Origin of the sequence: Paenibacillus sp. Y412MC10, assembly GCF_000024685.1 — a bacterium.
In the GTDB taxonomy this organism is placed as follows: Bacteria; Bacillota; Bacilli; order Paenibacillales; family Paenibacillaceae; genus Paenibacillus_AQ; species Paenibacillus_AQ lautus_A.
In genome coordinates this window covers 6710410-6730357 of the sequence record NC_013406.1, presented here as the reverse complement: position 1 = coordinate 6730357, position 19948 = coordinate 6710410, and the positions used below count along the sequence as shown (strand labels likewise).

The window sequence follows — 19948 nt, the reverse complement described above, 5'->3', positions numbered from 1 at the left end:
CCACTAAGACCATTCCGATAAACTTGAGATGTTCAGGCTCAAAGAAAGGAATGGTCTTAGATGGCAACCAAGAGCTACAGCCTAGCTCACACAAAGTGGATGTGCAAATACCACATTGTATTCACCCCGAAGTATAGACGGAAAGAGATTTATAATCAAGTGAGAAGAGATCTGATTGAAATTTTCAAGCGCTTATGCAAGTACAAAGGTGTAGAGATCATAGAAGGTCATATGATGCCGGATCATGTACACATGTTGGTAGCGATCCCACCGAAAATTGCAGTCTCATCGTTCATGGGATATCTAAAAGGAAAAAGTTCGCTAATGATCTTTGAGAAGCATGCCCAGCTCAAATATAAATACGGGAATCGAAAATTCTGGGCAGAAGGATATTATGTGAGTACGGTAGGATTAAATGAAGCAACGGTAAGAAAGTACATTCGTGAACAAGAAGCACATGACCAAGCGGTAGATAAGCTGAGTGTAAAAGAGTACGAAGATCCGTTCAGTAGCAACAGGAGCAAGAAGAAATAAACCAGTTTAACTGGTAAGTGAAAGTGACAAAAACACTGAGCCTGAACGGATTTGTGGTCAGGCTAGCGTCTTTAGGCGCAGTTTGGCAACAAGGGGTTATACCCCAAGAGCAAACCACCCGTTGGACGGGTGGTCATGATTGATTAATCGCTTCATAACAAAGGGTAATAATAGAAGCAAGCCAATCAGGCACGGATCAGAGGGAGGCGGGAATGATGTATCATCGGGTTTTGTTGGTGTATAACCGCAGTGCGGGTCAGCAGGAGACCCTGCAGCAGCTTGCGGCTGTCATCCCGATACTGGCGGAAGGCATCAAGGAGCTGGTATTGTTTCAGACCTCGGCGCCGGGAGAAGGGGAAGCCGTGTGCAGGGAGCAGGGGGAGGCGTATGAGCTCATCCTGGTTATGGGGGGAGACGGGTCGGTCCATGAGTGCGTGAACGGCATTGCCGCGCTGGAACAACCGCCCCTTATCGGGATTCTGCCCGTGGGGACCTGCAACGACTTTGCCCGCTCCATGAATCTGCCGGTTGAGCTGACATTGGCAGCTCAAGCATTAATGAAGGGACAAGTCCGCGCATTGGATATCGGCATGGCGCATGACAGGGTGTTTACGAATTTTTTTGGCGTCGGGCTCATAACGGCCACTTCCGAGAACATCAACCCGGATCTGAAAGGAGCGCTTGGCAGGCTCAGTTATTTCATCAGCATGCTGCAAACCGTGCGATCGGCCGAGCCGTTCTCCTACAGGATGGAATATGACGGCCATTCCAGTGAAGGTGAAGCGATTATGATTTACATATCGAATGGCCGATACTTGGGAACCCGCCCGCTGCCTTTTACATTCGATTCGTTGACGGACGGTTTGCTGGATGTGCTCATCATTCGCGAAGCCGGATTACCCCTATTAAAAGAGCTGCTGAGCCGTAAAGTCGAGGGGGAGTGGAAGCCGGCCAACGAGAGCATCTCGTATGTGAGGGCCGCTTCAATCAAGCTGATAACGGATGAGCCCATGAAGGCCGACACGGATGGGGAGATATATATGGAGACGCCTGCGGCCGTATCCGTCAAGCCGCGCCGCTTAAGGTTTTTGACAGGCTCGGAGTAAGCCGGCAGGCATATTTGATATTGCAATTTCATATGGTTCTTTTATAATGATGTTTATGTTTATATCTTTAAAGGGAGCCATGATCATTATTGAATAAGTCCGAACTGAACCGAATTACGCAAGAGCTTCTACGTCGGTCGGGCAGCAGTGTCACCGTGGAGATGGAGGCGTATTTTCCAGGGGGCCGGTTAATCGGCGGAAAATATGTGATGCATTCGCACAGCGTGACGATGTATACCGAAGTCATACGCCAGCAGTGCTTGCAGCTGTTTGGCACGCTTGAGCCGTTCCATGCCTATTTTGCGGTGGTATTCGCACATGAGCTGGGCCATTCAATGGACATGACCCTGACAGAGCTGTGCGACCGGATGGATCAAACGGTGGATGAATGGGATCAGAGGCAGCTCGCGCTTCAAATCGAGGAAAATGCTTGGAATAACGCCATGCCTTGGATCCAGGATATCGATCCCAATTTCATACAGGTCATCGTGGATCAGTCACTTGCGGCATACCGCGAGGAGCTGGCGCCGGAAATCGCTTAGGCTGTCGTGCAAAGAGCATCTTCGCCATATCAAGACACAGGCACCCGTCAGGGTGCCTTTTTGAATGAAAGAATAAATCTTTAGAGACTTGTCGTCCGAATCTTTCAGGGAATACTAATTTCGCAGGTGATGTATAAAAAGAAGTGAAGCCCGGTGGCTTCACTTCTTTTTTGTTTGGGGTCCTCTTAAGGATCGGTGGGCTAAGGATCAGCTCTCCGGGTCCAATTGCTTCAACGGCTCAATAGCCGGTCCTTCCAGCACCTCGCCGTTATGGCGGAAGCGTGATCCGTGGCAAGGGCAATCCCAAGAGCGTTCGCCCTCGTTCCATTCCACCTCGCAGCCGAGATGGGTACAGGTGGTATCCACAAGATAGAGGTTTCCTTGATCATCCTTGTAGGCCCCGGCACGCTGCCCGTTATGGCGGACGACGGCGCCTTCGCCTGGCTTCAGCTCGGTAATATCGGCGTGGGCCATTTCGAACTTGCCGGCAACGAAATCCTTCGCAACCATGGCATTTTGCGCGACGAATGTTTTGATGCTCGGGTCTGCCTTGAAACGGGACGGGTTAAAGACGTCGGCATAACGGTTATCTTTCTCCAGTATTTGATCGCAAATGATCTTTGCCGCCAATGTTCCCGTTGTCATCCCCCATTTCCGAAAGCCTGTCGCGACAAAGATCCGGTCCTGATTGGACGTGATCGGCCCGATATAAGGCATGTTGTCCAGCGTGATCAGGTCCTGGGTCGACCAGCGATAAGGAATGGCGGAAGCGCCCAACAGATTTCCTGCAAAAAGCTCCAGGTTCTCGTAATGCTGATGGGTGCAAATGCTCCGGCCCGTCGGATGGTTCTCGCCGCCGACGATAACCAACTCCTCGCCGTTATAGGTAGCCGACCGCAGGGAACGGGTCGGCTGATCCACGCTCAAGAACATCCCGCCGGGATAAGCGGTTTCGGGTTTGACGGCAACCGCATAGGAACGTTCCACATGCAGCCGCGTGAAGAACAGCCCTTTCCCGTCATAGAACGGAAAATGAGACGCGGATACGGCGTGGTTGCAAGTAATCCGGTGGCCGCCCCGTTTGGTGAGCAGCGTGATCGGTCCGTCGGTTTCGACTTTTTCATCCATGGTCGTATTCTCATAGATTCGTCCACCGAGCTTCAGGAATTGTTCCGTCAGATGCTTAAGATATTGCAGGGGATGGAACTGATATTGCCCCGGCATCTTGATCGCTCCACGGACGGGCATAGGCAGAGGAAGGCTTTCCTGCCATTCTCCCGGAATGCCGAGCTTCTCGTAGGCTTTGATTTCGTCCTCCAGCTTGGAGAGGTATTTGTCTTCCGTTTGAGCGTAAATATAGGCATCCTCCAGCTTCAGCCCAAACTTCTCCTCGTCTCCGCCAACAATGTCCCTAATGAATTCAATCGCTTCCCGATTCCCTTCGTAATAGAGCCTTGTCTTCTCATCCCCGAAATGATTCAGGAATTCATGATAAATCAGCCCGTGCTGGGCTGTGACTTTGGCTGTTGTATGGCCGGTGGTCCCGTTCAGGATTTGCCCTGCCTCGATCAGCACGACATCTTTACCTGCCTTGGCCAGCAGATAAGCGGTCGTGATGCCGGTTATGCCGGCCCCGACTACGGCCACATCCGTCTCAATATCTTCGGCCAAGCGGGGAAAGGCAGGCAGATCGGTTGTCGCTACCCACAGCGACTCCGGAAATTGCGGCAGTTCCTGATGCGATGAATTGGATGGGTTCATTCACGATTCCTCCTTGGTTACTATGGGTATCCCCCATAAACTCAGTCTCTTGTCTTCATTATTACCACATGGGAATGATTAGAAACTATGCTGCTCGGAATGATGCTCTTCGAAGTTTTCTGGAGGAATGTAAATATTTTGGGACATTTGTGCAGAACCTAGGGAAACAAGAGGGAGTTCTCGGAAATATAAGAAAATGGGGGATGGTATCATGACCAGCGAACAGTATCTTAACGCGGACCAAGCCAAGAACTGCCTGAAGGAGCAGCTAAACCGCATCGGTGATATCGAGCAGCGCGAGCTGAAGAACGAGGATGAACACGCGCTGCTGGTCTATTTAAAGAGCATGTGCGATCCTGCCATGATCAACGATAATTTGATTAATCGCTTTTATGAGCTGAATTCCTTGGACTTATACGAGCAATTCATCCGCTCCTTTCCATCGAGCACGGAGCCGAAAGATGAACAGGAATTGCTCCGCAATATACTGAGGGGCTGCGTTGCCATATTCATACGGGACACCGTGCTGCTTTTTGACGCTGTCTTGGTTAATGCCAGTTTTATCCAACCAGCCAGTACGGAGAACGTCATTCAGGGACCCGATGATTCGTTTACGGAGAATATCGAGGTGAACCTGAACCTGGTTCGCCATCGATACCAAACCACCGATTTGAAGACGGAATTCATGACCGTCGGCAAAATATCGCAGACCCGGATCATCATTATGTACGATGCGCTCAAAGTGGAAGAAACGGTGCTGCAGGAGCTTAAAAAGCGACTGTCCGAGCTCAAAGCGGATATTGTGCAGTCGGCATCCGAAATCGAGAGACACACGATGCACCCCCGATTTCGGTTGTATCCGACGCTGATGCTGACCGAGCGCCCAGACCGGACTGTCCTGAATATATCGCAGGGAAAGATCGCCGTGTTGATGGATTCAACGGGGTATGCCCTTCTGCTGCCGGCCATATTCAATGATTTCTTTACCGCGATGGACGATAAAATCCAGCTTCCTCCGATCGGCTGGTTTCTCAAGGCCATTCGGTATATCGCCTTGTTTGTAACCGTGCTGATGCCAAGTCTATACGTGGCATTCACTTCGTATAACCCGGAAATATTGAGGATGCAAGTTACGCTTCTCATTGCAGGAAGCCGGGCCACGGTACCGTACCCGTCCTTCTTCGAAGTGATCTTTATGCTGCTCGCGATGGAATTTCTGACGGAGGCCAGCGTTCGGCTGCCCAAAGCGATTGGCCAGACAGCAACCACGGTCGGGGGTCTCATTCTGGGAACCGCCGCTACGGAGGCCGGACTGGTCAGCAACATCATGATCATTCTGGTGTCCGCGGTTGCCATTACTAACTTCGTCATCCCGATCACGATGATGAGCTCCGGCATCCGCGTTACGAAGTATCTGTTCATCGTGCTTGCGACCTTCTTCGGCTTGGTTGGCATCGTGCTGGGTGTGGTGGCCATGATCATGTACCTCACGAGCCTACGTTCCTTCGGCAAACCTTACTTGAAGATGTTCGCCGTGGATCGGAACAAGAAAGGGGACCAGCGAAGTGGTTAGAAACAAATATTTTTATTACCTCTTCCTGCTCAACGCAACCATCAACCTGATTAATTATGTCCCCCGCATCTTGATTACGGATCGCTTTGACGGTGCGATGATGTCGATCCTCGTATCCATCCCGATCGGGACCCTGATTATGTTCGGCTTCATCAAACTGATTCAGAAATTTCCGGGACAAGGGCTGCCGGAGATTTTCCAATCGGTGATGCCGAAAGGGATATCCGGCATCCTGCTTGTGTTATACGGACTTGCGTGGTATTTCTCCAGCGTCATTACCTTGACCAGCTTCGTGGATATTACCAACCGTTACATCAGTCCGGACGTGTCTCCCTATATCGTTCTGATGGGCTTTCTGGTGGTTGTGGCGCTTAGCGCCAGGCTCGATTCCGAGTCGATTCTTTACGGGTTGGAAATGATTTTGTACATCACCGTTCCCCTGATTGCTTATATGTCATGGCGCGTCTTCAGCAATCCGTATTTCAGCTGGGATGCCGTGAGGCAGATCATTACCTATGCCTGGAATTTACCTAATTACGGGACGGTTGCGGCAGCAACCTATATTTTTACGGGGTACGTGAACATGGTGGTATTCAACCGGATCTTTCACCGATTCCGAGTCCGCCATATTTGGGCGATCGTGGTAGTCAGCATACTGACCCTTCTCGTTTCGATGTTTGCGCCCATCGGGATATTGGGAGCCGCAGGAGCCGGAGGACACGTGTATCCGGCCTTTTCGACGATAGACGCACTCCGGATTCGTTATTTCATCGTTGAACGGATGATTTACGTCTTCTACGTGGCCTATATGTGCCTTTCCCTCGTGAATTCCATCATACACTGGCATGTTGGCAAGGAATTGATCCTGGGGGGCTTCGGTTTAACGGGGGATCAGGGCAAATCGATAGATAAAAAGCGAAAAGTCGAATGGTGGGTCCTGTTGCTCTTTTCCCTTATTACCTTCGGAACGTCGTTAATTGTGAATCAATACATATTGAACGATATGGCGATCGTATTCCTGGACGTTCGGTTTGGGGGCGAGTTCCTGCTTATTGCCATGTTAATCTATGCGGTATGGAAGAAAAGGAGGAAGAGAGCATGAATGGCCTGAAACGAGGGCTGCTCTGTCTCATGTGCTGCTCTTTTTTGTTTCTGTCGGGCTGCGAATTTCGGGATATCGATCTAAGGCTATTCGTAGTATCCATAGGGATCGATGTCTCGGAGAAAAATCCCGAAATGCACCGTTTCAGCTTCAAAATCGCCATTCCTTCGGGTGATCCGAAGACCGGGGACAAAAAATCCCTGCTCATTACGCAGGAATCGACAAGCATTGCGGAGGCGATCCGGGAGGTCAAATCCAAGGTGGATAAGGAGCTTGACTTCGGACATTGCAAGGGTGTGATGTACGGCGAGGCTTTCGCGCGGACAGATATCAGCAAAATCCAGGACTGGACCGTTCGGAGACGGGACATGCAGCTGCTCATGTATCCGGCTGTTGCCGTTCCTACCGCAGAAGCCGTATTGAAAGCGGAACCCCCCACGGAGCGGATCGCCGGGAACGCCATATTTCTGGCGCTCAGCGAGGATGGCACCGAATCCCCTTTTATCTCGAAGACCTATTCCTTCGATCTGAGCCGCCGAATGTTGGAGGAGGGGGAGGACCCGGTTATGCCCGTCGTGGAAACGACCGAAGACCAGGTTCTGAATATCGATAAAGTAGCCTTGATGGACAAGAACAAAGTAAAGTACATCCTGACCCCGGATGAAACCAGGCTGTATAATCTGCTGGACCTCCGGAATTTAAGCACGAATTTCGGAACGAAGATTGGCGGCAAGTTGCTTGAAGTGAACACGGACAGAACCCGGGCCAGATACAAGATCGTAACGGATAAACGGGGGGAAGAAACGATTGATTATAAGATAAGGATCACGGCGATATTGGAGGAGAAAGAGGATCCCGCGCAGCTGGATCCGAGGGATCTGGACAACATCGAAGCGCAATTCAACAAGGAATTATCTCAAGCGGTCAAAAACGTTCTGGAGAAAATCCAAAAAACAGGACTGGATCCGCTGGGTTTCGGCCTCCGGTATGGCGGCACGCATTGGAACAACCGGACGGAGATGGAGGAGTGGGCTGCCATTTATCCGCATGCCAAATTTAATGTATCGGTCAAGGTAAAAATAAAGTCTACCGGCTACAAACGCTAGGCGGGGGATATCTGTTTATCGTACAGGAAGATGTTACAATAAGGATAAGCATCTATCTTGTATGAAGGAGGTTTCACATATGGAATTCAGAAGATTGGGCGGAAGCGGACTGAAGGTTAGCGATATCAGTCTCGGGAGCTGGCTGACCTACGGGGGATACGTGGAACGGGAAAATGCGGTCAAGTCGATTCAGACCGCCTATGGACTCGGCGTCAATTTTTTCGATACGGCGAACGTCTATGCTCAAGGAGCGGCCGAAGTCGTCGTGGGCGAGACGTTAAGGGCATTTCCGAGGGAATCCTATGTGCTGGCCACAAAGGTGTTCGGCAAGATGGGAGACGGACCGAATGATCAGGGGCTGTCCCGCAAGCATATCAAAGAGCAGTGCGATGCCAGTCTAAAGCGGCTGGGCACCGATTACATCGACATCTACTACTGCCATCGATATCATGAGGAAACGCCGCTTGAGGAGACGCTTCGCGCGCTGGATGATCTTGTCCGCCAAGGCAAGGTGCTCTATGTCGGCGTCAGTATGTGGACGGCGGCCCAGATGGAAGCGGCCTTAGCCGTTGCGGATCGGTATTTACTGGACCGCATCGTGGTGAATCAGCCGCTGTATAACATGTTCGAGCGCAAGATCGAGGAGGAGATTATCCCGCTTGGCGAGAAGAAGGGGATTGGACAGGTCGTATACTCCCCGCTCGCTCAAGGGCTTCTGACCGGCAAGTACGCCTCGAAGCAGGACGTGCCGGAGAACAGCCGCGCGTCGAAGCTTGGAGCCGACCGGCTCAAAATAAACGAAGGTCGCATACAGAAGGTGCAGGCGCTGAGCCTTGTCGCAAGCGAGCTGGACATGACCGTCGGCCAATTGGCCTTGGCCTGGATACTGCGCCAGAACAACGTAGCCAGCGCGCTGGTGGGCGCCAGCCGTCCGGAGCAGGTGGAAGAAAACGTGAAGGCTTCCGGTATGAAATTGTCCTCGGATACGGTGGCTGTCATCGAGGACATCCTGAAGGCGGATCCGAATTAGGAGAGAATCAGGTCATTGATTTCGGGTGCGGAGCATACGCGGTTGCGCCCGCTTTCCTTGGCGCGGTACAGCTCGCGGTCCGCTTGCTGGAGCAGCTCCTTGGCATTTTTGGACCGGATCGTATCGGGGTGCACGGCAGCGCCGATGGACACGGTGATTCGAAGCTTGGCTCCGTCTTCGAGGGTGAAGACGTGGTCCTCTACCGCGGCTCGGATTCGTTCCGCGATCGCGGCCGTCTCGTCGATGGTGGCTTCCGGGACCAGTACCGAGAATTCCTCCCCGCCGTTGCGGGATACCTCATCAAAAGAACGGGAATGATCCCTCAGCACTTTGCTGAGCTGCTGCAAAACGACATCTCCGGCCGCATGGCCGTAGGTGTCGTTTATTTGTTTGAAATGATCGATGTCCACGACCAGGACACCCAGCCGCTCGCTGAAATGCTGGGCTTCGAGGAAGCGTTCCGACAACAGCTGCTCGAACTGGCGCAAATTGTGCAGGCTGGTCAGGTAATCCGTTTCCGCGTTCTTTTTCATCTGCAGGAACAGTTTATTTGAGGTGTTGATATACTCGGTCAGCATGTAGATGACCACCGTGGCCAGCACCGATATGACGAGCTGCTGCGTGAAGACGGTAAACACCTTTTGATGGTTCGGGATGTTCATCCACATAATGAACAAGATGACCAACATGCTGGATAGGCTCATTAGCAGCATTTTGCTCAGACGATTCCAATGGGTGCGGGAGAGGATCCCGCAGACGACGCTGATCAGCAGCATGCCCGCACCTGCAATGGCCGAGGAAGCGGACATGCCGAACAGGATCAGCCGTCCAAGTGCAATCAGCATGCCGGCAATCAAGGACGGAAGCCATCCCAGGTAGGTGGCGATCACCATAATGGCCAGATGCCGCAAATCGGCAAAAAACCGCGGGTCGATGGGGAACGAGTAGTACATTAAAATGATCCCATAGATGCCAAAGAGCAGCCCGGCGTTGATCTTGACGGTGAAGGAGGGCACCACGACACCTGCGACATATTTTTGGGACAGCAGTCCGGATAAGTATAAGAACGTTACGAATATACAAAAATTGATAAATAGTATATTGGTCATAGGGGATCATTCCTTTCACGTACCCTGCGGTAGGAACGACAGAGCGATGAAGACATTCACCCCTATTTTATCGGAAAATGGAATTGTATGTCGAATGATAAACGTAATTTTTGTTAATTTTCTGGGACCTGCAATGGTAGGCGAACCTCGAACATCGTCAACTCTGTCGTACTGGTCACCTGGATCGTGCCATGATGGGCATCGACGATGGTTTTTACGATGGCCAGGCCAAGCCCCGAGCCGCCGGTTTGATCGGTCCGCGATTCATCTGCCCTGTAAAACCGCTCGAACAAGTGGGGGATGGCATGCTGGGGAATCGGAGGACCGTAGTTGATCACCTGCACGATGGCAAACTTGGGATCCTGCGATACTTTTAAATCCACACGCCCGGCCTCCCGTCCGTGCCTTACCGCATTGGACAGCAGATTCTCGAAGGTGCGCATCAGCTTATCCCCGTCCGATGAGATCATGATTTTCTCCGCGGCAGGCGTAAACACGACCTGTACTCCTTCATGCTGCCCGGTCAATGAAAAGTCCACGGCCAATTGGGCAAGCAGCTCAACCAAATTGATGTCCACACGGTTAATCGGGGAATACCCCATCCGGGTGTACTCAAACAAATCATTCACGAGGCCGCCCAGACGCAGCGATTTATCGTAGGCGATATCGGTGTAATAGCGGAGTTCGACCTCATCCTTGTAATGGTCTTCGTTGACCAGCCGCAAGTACCCGATGATGGAGGTGAGCGGGGTGCGCAGATCATGCGATACGTTGCTGATGAGCTCGTTTTTGGACTGGACCGCCATCCGCTCCTCTGCCAGCGACAGCTTGAGCTGCTGGGCCATTTGATTGATTTGCACGGCCATCTGCCCCAGCTCGTCGTTCGAGCTAACGATGATCGCCTGGTCCAACTCGCCCTTCGCCAAACGCTGCGTCCCCTGCATCAATTGATTGATTTGGCGAATGGTGCCTTGACTTAAGAGAAGCACCATGCAGATAAACAGCACGATGCCGATGATCGTCGGGACGACCGGAAAGCCGAAGAAACTCGACAGCGTGCGTTCCACTCTGAAAAGGGTGTCTACCCAGGGCTCCTTCCAATACTCCCGGCCGATCAATCGCATGATCTGCTGTGCGATGAACAATATGGACAAGGTCAAGGCACCGCTGGCGAAGAACAACGTGATGATCTTCCACTGCAGCTTACGCATGGATTTTGTACCCGACGCCCCATACCGTTTGGATGAGTTTATAACCGAGTTCCTTCTCGAGCTTGTCCCGCAGGTTGCTGATATGAACCATGACCGTATTGTTGGAGACGTAATATTTTTCCTTCCAGACCTGCTGGAAGATATCCTCGGCGCTAAAGATTCTCCCCGGCTGACGGGCAAGCAAGTACAAAATCTCGAATTCCCTGGCCGTCAGGGAGATCGCATGGCCATTGGCCGTTACTTCGTGCGTTGTCCGGTTAATGTCGAGCCCGTCGATCCGGATCCGGTCGCTGTCCCCCTGGTGAAGGTCCACGTTGTACTGGGTGGAGCGCCGCAGCAGCGTTTTGACTCGCGTCGTCAGTTCCAGCGGATTGAACGGTTTAATCATATAATCATCCGCGCCTGTCATGAGCCCCAGTATTTTATCCATATCCTCGCTCTTCGCGCTCAGCATTAGAATGGGAATGGACGAGTTTTCCCGGATTCTGCGGCAGGTGTCGATCCCGTTCAGCTTGGGCATCATGACGTCCAGAATCACGAGATCTATCATTCCGTTGTTCGAGGTCATGGCCTGCAGGGCTTCTTCCCCGTCGTGGGCTTGGATTACGCGGTATCCCTCATTCTCCAGATAAATGGAGATCAGCCCGGATATTTCTTTATCGTCATCTACGATTAATACGCTTCTCATTGATATCCTCCCGTACATCTCCCATGAAAACTATGATTCCTTTAGGAACAGTGTACCCTAAATCAACCGCATAAAGTGCAGCTTTGCCTTCAAAAATAGGGAGTACCTGCACAATAGCTATTTAAAAAGGCCGGATACGAGATTCGAAAGGATGCCTTGCCGATCGAATCCGTAATCCATCAGCTTCCGGGTTTCCGTAAACCGCTGATCGGCGTCCCCGGTTCCCATCACGACGGAAATCAGCCGGTTTCCGCCCCGTGACGCGGTTCCCGTGAAGCAATATCCGGCCGAGGCCGTATACCCGGTCTTAAAGCCGTCATTACCTTGGTAAGCATGCGGCTCGCCGGGCAGCATGAGATTCGTGGTGTGCAGGGAGAGTTCCTTCTGCGGGACGGGCAAATCCCGCTGGCTGGTTACCTCAAGCAGATCCGGGTGTTTGTTCACCAGCCATCTGGCGAGCATGGCCGAGTCCCGGGCCGTCATGACGGTGTCCCCTTCGGAGGCCGCCTCGGCAAAAGGAACCAGGTCGGCCGCAGGCAAACCGGAAGCGTTGGCGAATACGGTGCGGTCAGAGAGGCCGATTTCCTTCGCCCGGGCATTCATGGTCTCCACGAATCGGGCCTCCGACCCGCCGAGGTGCTCCGCAATAGCAACGGCCGCATCATTGGCCGAATGGATGATGAGTGCTTCGAACAGCTGCTTCAGCGTGTAACGTTCGCCTTCATGCATGCCGATGGCCGAACCGGGTACCTCTGCGGCATATCGGCTGACCGGCACGTTCTCGTCCCAGGCATGCTGCCCGGAACGAACAGCATCCAGCACCAGCAGCTCGGTCATCATTTTGGACATGCTTGCGGGAGGAAGGGGGAGATCGGCATGCATCGCATAGAGCACGCGGCCCGTGTCCGCATGAATCAGGATGGCCGAGCTCGCTTTGATGGGAGGGGGGATAAATACCCTCGCTATGAACACGGCTATCAGAATGACGCCGAACAGCAGCAGCAACAGACTTAATTTCGCGCGTCCCTTGCGGCGGTTCGCACGTTGATGCCGAAGCGTGCCGGTTTGCTGCCGGGATGTTTCAGGGGCTGGAGGTGCTTTGCGGGGATGCTTGGTTATGGATTCCATGGCGCTCTATCGTCTCCTTTGACTGGTTATGCGTCTCATTTATGTATGTTCTAAGTCTAGCCAGACAAACTAAAGTAATTTTTAATTGAATCTAAAGAAATCTTAAAGATTACCAGCAGCGTTTTTGGTGCGGGATATTGACCTTGAGGCGAATAAGATTTATACTTGATCTAAAAATAAATTAAAAGGGTGAATACCTTGAAATCTTTAAATCTGACGACGCAACGCCAAGCGGTGTATGATGTCCTTCGGGAATCGCATGATCATCCGACTGCTGCGGATATCATGAACCGGCTGGTGGAGAAAGGATATAATCTCGCGTACGGGACCGTTTATAATTCCCTGCGTTACTTGACGGATAAACAGCTGATCCGGGAATTGAAGCTGGGCGAGAGCGCGAGTCGATACGATGCCCGTACCGACGAGCACCAGCATATTATTTGTGAAGTCTGCGGCAAAGTGGACGAGGTCATGACGGAGGTGCCAGAGGATTGGGCTGCTACGGTAGCCGGTGAAACCAACTACGTTATCCATCATGCTCACGTCGTATTCGGGGGGGTGTGTCCAGAATGTCAAATCAAACGGAAGAAATGACGGAGCTCGGGAAAGTCTATGCGTTTCCGGATTTCCAATCCGGCAATCTGTATGTGCGTCCCACGACGCCGATGGCGATTGGAGATGCTTGTCCCACCACGCTGCGGGCCGCATTGATCAGCCGTTCTCCGGGGCGCGTGAACGAAATGTTCATAACCTTGACGGAGAACTGCTTCGAGGTCATGATGTTCCGTAAATGGGAACCGCGACTGCAGTCTGCTCTGAACACGGGACTGATTATCGCCGACATGACGGGCTGCCGGAATATGGCGGCATTCAACAAGGAGAAGGAGCTTCTGCTGCCGGAACATACCACGATTCCGATCCTGTATCTTGTAGGCGAGGAGCTCATGAGCAATGCAGGATCAAGCCTGTTGGATGAAGAGCTGATGGTATGGCCGGCCCGTTCCAAAGATACGATGATGTATCAGGTGCAGCGGACGATTCGCTTGTTCTCCCCGGCAGCGGGTTTGTCGGGTGGAGAAGAGGTCATGCGGGGCCTGATCTATAAAGATTTGTCGATCGACCGGGATAAAATGACCATCCATCGCGGCAGCACCCCGATTCACTTGACCAAGACGGAGTATCATCTGCTGATGCTGCTGCTGGACAGCGAAGGGGCCGTATGCACGCGTGAGGACCTGATGTGCAAAATTTGGGATACCGATTTTATGGGCGGCAGCAACGTGGTGGACGTCCACATCAAAAGCTTGCGCAAAAAGCTGAACGACAACGCGGGTGCCCCGCGCTATATCGCAACGGTTAGAGGAGTGGGATACCGCCTGGCGGATTAATCCCCTCCCTTTTTTTGTTCATTCGCGATTGCTGCAATGATTCATCCGAACTTCATATAAGGCTCATGGAAGGGTCACATAACGCTCACGCGACAATCATGATCCGAGGGAACCTCCGATGATACAATCATTTCATAAATTTAGATTCAGTCTAGAATCAATTATAGAAATGATGGAGGGTTCATAGATGGATAGATTGACAACCAACCAAGGTGCTCCCGTAGGAGATAACCAAAATTCCAAAACGGCGGGCCGCCGCGGACCGACACTGCTTGAGGATTATCATCTCATCGAAAAAATCGCCCACTTCGACCGTGAACGGATTCCGGAGCGCGTCGTTCATGCACGCGGAGCAGGTGCCCACGGCGTATTTGTGGTCGAGCATGACATGAAGCCGTATACCAAAGCGGCATTCCTGCAGGAAATCGGTCAGGAAACCCCCGTGTTCGTCCGGTTCTCCACGGTTATCCATGGAACAGGGTCGCCCGAAACGGCACGGGATCCGCGCGGCTTCGCCGTGAAGTTCTATACGGAGGAAGGGAACTATGACATTGTAGGCAATCATCTCCCGGTCTTCTTCATTCGGGACGCGATCAAATTCCCCGATATGGTGCATTCCTTGAAGCCTTCGCCGGAGAGCAACATTCAAGAGCCCGGCCGGTATTGGGATTTCATGACGCTGTCCCCGGAATCCACCCATATGATGACCTGGCTGTTCTCGGACCATGGCACGCCGGCGAACTATCGCGAGTTGGACGGCTTCAGCGTCCATGCGTTCAAGTGGGTGAACAGCGAAGGCAAAGTGACCTACATTAAATACAAATGGGAATCCGTGCAAGGCATCAACACGCTGAACGCAGACGAAGTGGGCGCGGTGCAGGGCAAGGACTTCAATCATGCCACCCGTGATCTTCGCGAACACATCGCTAACGGGAATTTCCCGAAATGGCGCCTGCAGGTGCAGCTGATGTCTCCGGAAGAAATGGATGATTTGTCCTTTGATCCCCTGGATCCGACCAAGACTTGGCCGGAAGATCGCTTCCCGTTCATAACCGTGGGTACGATGACCCTGAACCGTAACCCGCAGAATTTCTTCGCCGAGGTGGAGCAGGCGGCTTTCTCCCCAAGCGCATTGGTGCCTGGCATTGAGCCGTCCGAGGATAAATTGCTGCAGGGCCGGTTATTCTCTTACCCGGATACGCAGCGTCATCGTCTGGGCGCCAATTATTTGCAGATTCCGATCAACTGCCCGTATGCCCCTGTGCGCAATCATCAACGCGACGGCTTGATGAACGTGAATCAAGATCCGTCGCCGGTGAACTATGAACCGAACAGCTATACAACGGGTCCTGTGGAAGATCCGTCCGCTAAAGAGAGCGAAGCTCCGCTGAGCGGTCATGTCGTTCGCCAGCGCATCGAGAAAACGGATGACTTCACCCAAGCTGGCGAATTGTACCGTTCGTTTACGGAGCAGCAGAAGGATCATCTGCTTCGCAATCTGGTTGATGACCTGAGCCAGGTCAAATCCGACATCCAGCTCCGTGCCGTATGCAATTTTTACCGTGCAGACGCCGAATATGGCGCAAGACTTGCCGCAGGGCTTGGCGTAGACCTGAGCGGATTCATCCCGGCCGGTCAGCCGAAGTAACACCATGCAAGCATATAAGAGCCCGCCATCCGGTTTCCGCTGTGCAGGATGGAAGGCCTTTATATAGACGGCGATCCAAGGTCGCCGGCCAAAAGAGGTACCCGCATAAATGGGTGCCTTTTTTTTTCATCCACTGAAATATATAAGTGGAGCAGCAGAGGAACGACTATTCCTTTGCTGCTTTTTTGCATGCGGCAGGAAAGGGGGGCTTTTTGGAAGAATAAGACCTTAGTGGCTTTATCTATGGGATCATGGCCTTTATACTGGAGTCAGCTGCTAGAAGCTATACGGCATGAAGGTTGCACAAGCTAGAATTTAAGAGAGTGAGGCATATATCATGGCACAGCATATGAAAGATCGGGTTGTAGCCTTGGCAGGCCCGCGCAAAGCGGCGGACATGGCCAAGCTGGTGGAGAAGATGGGAGGCACGGCGGTGCTTCGCCCGGCGCAGGGGACGGTATTTTTGGATGATGAAGTGCTCCGGCGTTCCATCGAAGCTTGGCTCGAGGCGCCTGCGCCGTGGGCGATTTTTACGACGGGAATCGGCCTGGAGGCCATTTACGATACGGCCGAGCAGATGGGCCTGTTGGATACATTGAATGAAACGCTGGAGCGCACCTCGATTGCGGCAAGAGGGTACAAGACCGCGAATGCTCTGAAAAAACGCGGTTTGGCACCGGTCGTCAGAGACGATGACGGCAGCACGTCCGGACTGATCCGGTCGCTTGCGCCGCATGACTTGTCGGGTCAACGCGTCATTCTGCAGCTGCATGGCGAGTCTGCGCCTAAGCTGGTCGATTGGCTTCAGCAACGGGGAGCGGAGGTGCAGCAGATTCTGCCTTATAAGCACATTCCGCCGCTGGAGGAGGATATTTCCCTGCTCGTTGACGAAATCGTTGGCGGCAAGGTTCATGCGGTTGCTTTTACAAGTGCGCCACAGTTTCGTTTTCTTGCGGATTATGCTCGTGCCCATGGCAAGCTGGAAGCCGTGCTGGAGGCGTTCCGCGGACCGGTCGTGGCGGCGGCTGTCGGCAAGGTGACGGCTCAGGGACTCCGGGAGGAAGGCATTGAACGCATGGTGGTTCCCGAGGAAGAGCGAATGGGCAGCATGATGGTGACGCTTGGCCGTTATTTTGCTCAAAATTAAGAATAATGTCATGATATAACGTAACGAAGCTAAGGATTTCGATCCATTCCAGCTCGTCGATGCATGTTCCTCAGGTTCATGTGAAATATTGAGTAGTAAATAGGAGGATGACCGATGGATAAGAGAAAAGCATTGCTGCTCGGCAGCTACACGCACCCGAAGTTTCATCCGCTGCAAGGCATAGACAAACAGATCACGCATCTGCTGAACGACATGTTCACCGTGCAGTGCACGGAAAACCATAAAATGCTTCATGAAAGCAATCTCTACCCTTACGAGCTGTGCATCGCCTATAGCGACTTGTGGGACGAGCGGGTTTCGCCGCGGCAGACCGCAGGCCTGCTGTCCTACGTTAGCGGAGGCGGCGGCTTGCTCGTGATTCATAATGGCGTTACCTTGGCAAACCGTTATGAGCTGGCACAGCTGATTGGCGCCCGTTTTGACGGGCACCCGCCGATGGAGAAGCTGTATTTCGTTCCGGGGGAGACCGATCACGATATTACGGAGGGCGTTGAGCCGTTTGTGCTGGACGAGGAGCCTTACCGGTTCGTATTCAGTCCGTTCACGGAAAAAACCGTGCTGCTGCATTATGATTACGAAGGCAAGCAGTGGCCTGCCGCCTGGTGCCATACGTATGGCATTGGACGCGTGGTCTTCTTGATGCCGGGCCATCATGAGCCGTCCTTTCTCCAGCCTCAGCTGCGTTTAATGATTACGCAAGCGGCCAAGTGGGCGGCGCGCGTTCCGGGTTAAGGCATTTCGAAATGATCGGGCAGGAGGGACGCGCGTGAGCGGGAAGATACTAATTGTTGAGGATGAAGCGAAAATATCCCGTTTGCTTGAAATCGAGCTGGAGAGTGAAGGATACCAGGTCACCAAGGCGGATAACGGAGTGGATGCGCTTGAGGCATACCGCAGCCAGGAGGTGGATCTCATTCTGCTGGATGTCATGCTTCCGGGTATGAGCGGCATCGAGCTGCTGCGGCGGATTCGTGCCCATGATTCCCATACGGCCGTGCTGCTGCTTACGGCGAAGAGCTCCGTTGAAGATAAGGTATCGGGGCTGGATCTTGGAGCCAATGATTATATTACGAAGCCGTTTCAGATCGAAGAGCTGCTGGCTCGGATTCGTGCTGCACTACGGCTTCAAGGAAAGCCTCATCCGGAAGAGGAACCGGCTGGGGAGTGGCTTACGGCCGCGGATTTGAAATTGAATGAAGGCACGCGGGAAGTGATTCGCGACGGCAGAAGGATCGATCTGACGCCGCGTGAATTTGACTTGCTCGTCTATTTGCTGAAGAACAAGCGGCAGGTGCTGAACCGCGAGCAGATTCTTGCTGCCGTGTGGGGGTACGATTATTACGGCGATACCAACGTCGTTGATGTATACATACGTTACGTCCGCAAGAAAATCGATTATGGCGGCACGCAAGAGCTCATCCACACCGTTCGCGGCGTCGGCTACGTGCTGAAAGAAACCCTATGAAGCTGAGCAGCAAAATCCATCTCTATTCGTCGGTGCTGATGGCCGCCATCCTGATTGTCATGAATTTATCCGTGTATTACGTGTTCAGCAAAATGACGGTGGACAGCCAGCTGGAGCAGGCGGAAGCCGAGGCGGGAAGCATCGTCAGAAGCATTGCGCATTCTGCCGCGACCATTCCCATTGACGATCTGCTGCGAAGTTATGTCCCGGCTGACGGAAAGATTCAATTCGTCCCGGCTGACAGCAAGGCCAAGTCTCCTTACGTGACCTCCTCCGGCGAGGATATGGATGAGCTGAAGCTGCCTTATAACGCCAATAAGCAGGTCGAGCAGATCCGATATGAAGGAATGCGTTATGTGCTGGTGTCCCTGCCTGTCATTTGGAGCGACGGGGCGGTATACAACATCCAAATTTCCCGCAGCCTTGCCGCTACGATGGAGACGCTGCAGGTGCTGCGCATTGTGCTGGTGGCCGTAACCGCGATTGCTTTGGTTCCGGTGATCATTTCGACGCGGATATTGGGGCGTTTAATCGTGCAGCCGATTACGGCCTTGATCCGTACGATGCGGGAGATTCGGCAGAGCGGACGGTTCCGTCGGATCGAGCTGAAGGAAACATCCAAGGATGAGCTGGTGGAGATGGGAGCTGCGTTCAATGACATGATCACGCTGCTGGAGAGCAACCATGCCAGGCAGGAACAATTCGTGTCCAACGCTTCCCATGAGTTAAAGACACCGCTCACCATCATCGAGAGTTACGCCAGTTTGTTGAAGCGGCGAGGCCTGGATCGGCCGGAGCTGTTCATGGAGTCCGTTGAAGCGATCCATTCGGAAGCGATCCGGATGAAGGAGATGACGGAGCAGCTGCTGCTGCTTGCCCGCAACCAGGACCAATGGCAGGTCGAGATGGAGCAGGTGGATCTCGCAGCATTATCGGAGTCTTCCGCTCGCGCATTTCGCGATGCCTATAACCGCACGGTCGAGGTTGAAGCCGACGGCGAGGTTCTGGGCTGGACGGACAGCCGCAGGCTCAAGCAGCTCTTGTTCATTCTGCTAGATAATGCACGCAAATACAGTGACGAACATATCGTCATCCAGGTGGGCAGAAAGCCGTCGGAGGTATATATCCGGGTCATCGACCGCGGAATCGGCATTGCCAAAGAAGAGCTGGAGCACGTCTTCGACCGTTTCTACCGGGTGGACGAAGCCCGTACCCGCCGGGGCGGGGGAGCCGGCCTTGGATTGTCGTTGGCCAAGGATATCGCGGAGGCCATCTCTGCTGAGCTGGAGCTGGAAAGCCTGCCCGGCGTGGGCACAACGGCCACCATTCGGCTCCAAAAATCGAAATAACCGTCAGCAGCCCACCGTTTTCTCATCGAATTCTAACCAT

The 19948-nt window shown here is 53.0% G+C and carries 19 protein-coding genes; 14 read left to right on the top strand and 5 right to left on the bottom strand.

Annotated features, from left to right (window positions below; genetic code table 11):
• The first annotated feature begins 60 nt into the window (after positions 1–60).
• The 3 genes from tnpA (at position 61) to GYMC10_RS29775 (ending at position 2182) form a co-directional block, all read left to right on the top strand.
• A complete protein-coding gene (gene tnpA, locus GYMC10_RS29785; RefSeq protein WP_015737123.1) occupies positions 61–534 on the top strand; it encodes an IS200/IS605 family transposase in 474 nt (157 codons plus the stop codon).
• 212 nt (positions 535–746) lie between these two features.
• Positions 747–1640 carry a diacylglycerol/lipid kinase family protein gene (locus tag GYMC10_RS29780; protein WP_015737818.1) on the top strand — a complete coding sequence of 298 codons (894 nt, stop codon included), beginning with the start codon at positions 747–749 and terminating at the stop codon, positions 1638–1640.
• A gap of 89 nt (positions 1641–1729) precedes the next feature.
• Positions 1730–2182 (top strand): hypothetical protein, encoded by a 453-nt coding sequence (locus GYMC10_RS29775; protein ID WP_015737817.1) that lies wholly within the window; start codon positions 1730–1732, stop codon positions 2180–2182.
• A 207-nt stretch (positions 2183–2389) separates the two neighbouring features.
• Here GYMC10_RS29775 and GYMC10_RS29770 read toward each other — a convergent pair whose 3' ends face one another.
• The gene (locus tag GYMC10_RS29770; RefSeq protein ID WP_015737816.1) at positions 2390–3943 is read right to left on the bottom strand and encodes an FAD-dependent oxidoreductase; all 1554 of its coding nucleotides are present in this window, start codon (positions 3941–3943) and stop codon (positions 2390–2392) included.
• Between the two features lie 211 nt (positions 3944–4154).
• Between GYMC10_RS29770 and GYMC10_RS29765 the strand changes: the two genes are divergently transcribed.
• The 4 genes from GYMC10_RS29765 to GYMC10_RS29750 all read left to right on the top strand — a co-directional run bounded on the left by GYMC10_RS29765 (position 4155) and on the right by GYMC10_RS29750 (position 8754).
• Entirely contained in the window at positions 4155–5516 is a 1362-nt protein-coding gene (locus GYMC10_RS29765; protein WP_015737815.1) for a spore germination protein, read from the top strand.
• A complete protein-coding gene (locus GYMC10_RS29760; protein ID WP_015737814.1) occupies positions 5509–6618 on the top strand; it encodes a GerAB/ArcD/ProY family transporter in 1110 nt (369 codons plus the stop codon). Before GYMC10_RS29765 ends, GYMC10_RS29760 begins: the two co-directional genes overlap by 8 nt.
• Entirely contained in the window at positions 6615–7724 is a 1110-nt protein-coding gene (locus tag GYMC10_RS29755; protein WP_015737813.1) for a Ger(x)C family spore germination protein, read from the top strand. The genes GYMC10_RS29760 and GYMC10_RS29755 overlap by 4 nt, the downstream gene beginning before the upstream one ends.
• Before the next feature lie 79 nt (positions 7725–7803).
• On the top strand, positions 7804–8754 hold the full coding sequence (locus GYMC10_RS29750; RefSeq protein WP_015737812.1) for an aldo/keto reductase family protein: 951 nt from the start codon (positions 7804–7806) through the stop codon (positions 8752–8754).
• On the opposite strand, the gene GYMC10_RS29745 is transcribed toward GYMC10_RS29750, so the two are convergent.
• From GYMC10_RS29745 to GYMC10_RS29730, 4 genes are all read right to left on the bottom strand, one after another.
• On the bottom strand, positions 8751–9863 hold the full coding sequence (locus tag GYMC10_RS29745; protein WP_015737811.1) for a diguanylate cyclase: 1113 nt from the start codon (positions 9861–9863) through the stop codon (positions 8751–8753). The genes GYMC10_RS29750 and GYMC10_RS29745 overlap by 4 nt on opposite strands.
• A 113-nt stretch (positions 9864–9976) precedes the next feature.
• Positions 9977–11074 carry a sensor histidine kinase gene (locus GYMC10_RS29740; RefSeq protein WP_015737810.1) on the bottom strand — a complete coding sequence of 366 codons (1098 nt, stop codon included), beginning with the start codon at positions 11072–11074 and terminating at the stop codon, positions 9977–9979.
• A complete protein-coding gene (locus GYMC10_RS29735; protein ID WP_015737809.1) occupies positions 11067–11762 on the bottom strand; it encodes a response regulator transcription factor in 696 nt (231 codons plus the stop codon). Before GYMC10_RS29735 ends, GYMC10_RS29740 begins: the two co-directional genes overlap by 8 nt.
• A 117-nt stretch (positions 11763–11879) precedes the next feature.
• The gene (locus GYMC10_RS29730) at positions 11880–12890 is read right to left on the bottom strand and encodes a D-alanyl-D-alanine carboxypeptidase family protein (RefSeq protein WP_015737808.1); all 1011 of its coding nucleotides are present in this window, start codon (positions 12888–12890) and stop codon (positions 11880–11882) included.
• A gap of 198 nt (positions 12891–13088) precedes the next feature.
• On the opposite strand from GYMC10_RS29730, the gene GYMC10_RS29725 reads away from it, so the two are divergent.
• The 7 genes from GYMC10_RS29725 to GYMC10_RS29695 all read left to right on the top strand — a co-directional run bounded on the left by GYMC10_RS29725 (position 13089) and on the right by GYMC10_RS29695 (position 19908).
• Complete coding sequence (locus GYMC10_RS29725) at positions 13089–13484, top strand: Fur family transcriptional regulator (RefSeq protein WP_009590342.1); 396 nt, start codon at positions 13089–13091, stop codon at positions 13482–13484.
• Positions 13460–14278, top strand: coding sequence for a winged helix-turn-helix domain-containing protein (locus tag GYMC10_RS29720; protein WP_009590363.1), 819 nt, complete (start codon positions 13460–13462; stop codon positions 14276–14278). Before GYMC10_RS29725 ends, GYMC10_RS29720 begins: the two co-directional genes overlap by 25 nt.
• A gap of 187 nt (positions 14279–14465) precedes the next feature.
• A complete protein-coding gene (locus GYMC10_RS29715) occupies positions 14466–15926 on the top strand; it encodes a catalase (RefSeq protein ID WP_015737807.1) in 1461 nt (486 codons plus the stop codon).
• 337 nt (positions 15927–16263) lie between these two features.
• On the top strand, positions 16264–17073 hold the full coding sequence (locus GYMC10_RS29710; RefSeq protein ID WP_015737806.1) for a uroporphyrinogen-III synthase: 810 nt from the start codon (positions 16264–16266) through the stop codon (positions 17071–17073).
• Between the two features lie 114 nt (positions 17074–17187).
• Positions 17188–17826, top strand: a complete 639-nt coding sequence (locus GYMC10_RS29705) for a ThuA domain-containing protein (protein ID WP_015737805.1) — start codon at positions 17188–17190, stop codon at positions 17824–17826.
• Between the two features lie 34 nt (positions 17827–17860).
• Positions 17861–18559 (top strand): response regulator transcription factor, encoded by a 699-nt coding sequence (locus tag GYMC10_RS29700; RefSeq protein WP_015737804.1) that lies wholly within the window; start codon positions 17861–17863, stop codon positions 18557–18559.
• A complete protein-coding gene (locus GYMC10_RS29695) occupies positions 18556–19908 on the top strand; it encodes a sensor histidine kinase (protein WP_015737803.1) in 1353 nt (450 codons plus the stop codon). The genes GYMC10_RS29700 and GYMC10_RS29695 overlap by 4 nt, the downstream gene beginning before the upstream one ends.
• Positions 19909–19948: the final 40 nt, after the last annotated feature.

What these genes read in the sequence shown, in the direction of transcription:
- GYMC10_RS29765 (WP_015737815.1), top strand. Translation starts at nt 4,155, where the DNA reads ATGACCAGCGAACAGTATCTTAACGCGGACCAAGCCAAGAACTGCCTG.
- GYMC10_RS29695 (WP_015737803.1), top strand. Translation starts at nt 18,556, where the DNA reads ATGAAGCTGAGCAGCAAAATCCATCTCTATTCGTCGGTGCTGATGGCC.
- GYMC10_RS29715 (WP_015737807.1), top strand. Translation starts at nt 14,466, where the DNA reads ATGGATAGATTGACAACCAACCAAGGTGCTCCCGTAGGAGATAACCAA.
- GYMC10_RS29740 (WP_015737810.1), bottom strand. Translation starts at nt 11,074, where the DNA reads ATGCGTAAGCTGCAGTGGAAGATCATCACGTTGTTCTTCGCCAGCGGT.
- GYMC10_RS29735 (WP_015737809.1), bottom strand. Translation starts at nt 11,762, where the DNA reads ATGAGAAGCGTATTAATCGTAGATGACGATAAAGAAATATCCGGGCTG.
- GYMC10_RS29705 (WP_015737805.1), top strand. Translation starts at nt 17,188, where the DNA reads ATGGATAAGAGAAAAGCATTGCTGCTCGGCAGCTACACGCACCCGAAG.
- GYMC10_RS29745 (WP_015737811.1), bottom strand. Translation starts at nt 9,863, where the DNA reads ATGACCAATATACTATTTATCAATTTTTGTATATTCGTAACGTTCTTA.
- GYMC10_RS29770 (WP_015737816.1), bottom strand. Translation starts at nt 3,943, where the DNA reads ATGAACCCATCCAATTCATCGCATCAGGAACTGCCGCAATTTCCGGAG.
- GYMC10_RS29780 (WP_015737818.1), top strand. Translation starts at nt 747, where the DNA reads ATGATGTATCATCGGGTTTTGTTGGTGTATAACCGCAGTGCGGGTCAG.
- GYMC10_RS29750 (WP_015737812.1), top strand. Translation starts at nt 7,804, where the DNA reads ATGGAATTCAGAAGATTGGGCGGAAGCGGACTGAAGGTTAGCGATATC.
- GYMC10_RS29710 (WP_015737806.1), top strand. Translation starts at nt 16,264, where the DNA reads ATGGCACAGCATATGAAAGATCGGGTTGTAGCCTTGGCAGGCCCGCGC.
- GYMC10_RS29755 (WP_015737813.1), top strand. Translation starts at nt 6,615, where the DNA reads ATGAATGGCCTGAAACGAGGGCTGCTCTGTCTCATGTGCTGCTCTTTT.
- tnpA (WP_015737123.1), top strand. Translation starts at nt 61, where the DNA reads ATGGCAACCAAGAGCTACAGCCTAGCTCACACAAAGTGGATGTGCAAA.
- GYMC10_RS29730 (WP_015737808.1), bottom strand. Translation starts at nt 12,890, where the DNA reads ATGGAATCCATAACCAAGCATCCCCGCAAAGCACCTCCAGCCCCTGAA.
- GYMC10_RS29720 (WP_009590363.1), top strand. Translation starts at nt 13,460, where the DNA reads ATGTCAAATCAAACGGAAGAAATGACGGAGCTCGGGAAAGTCTATGCG.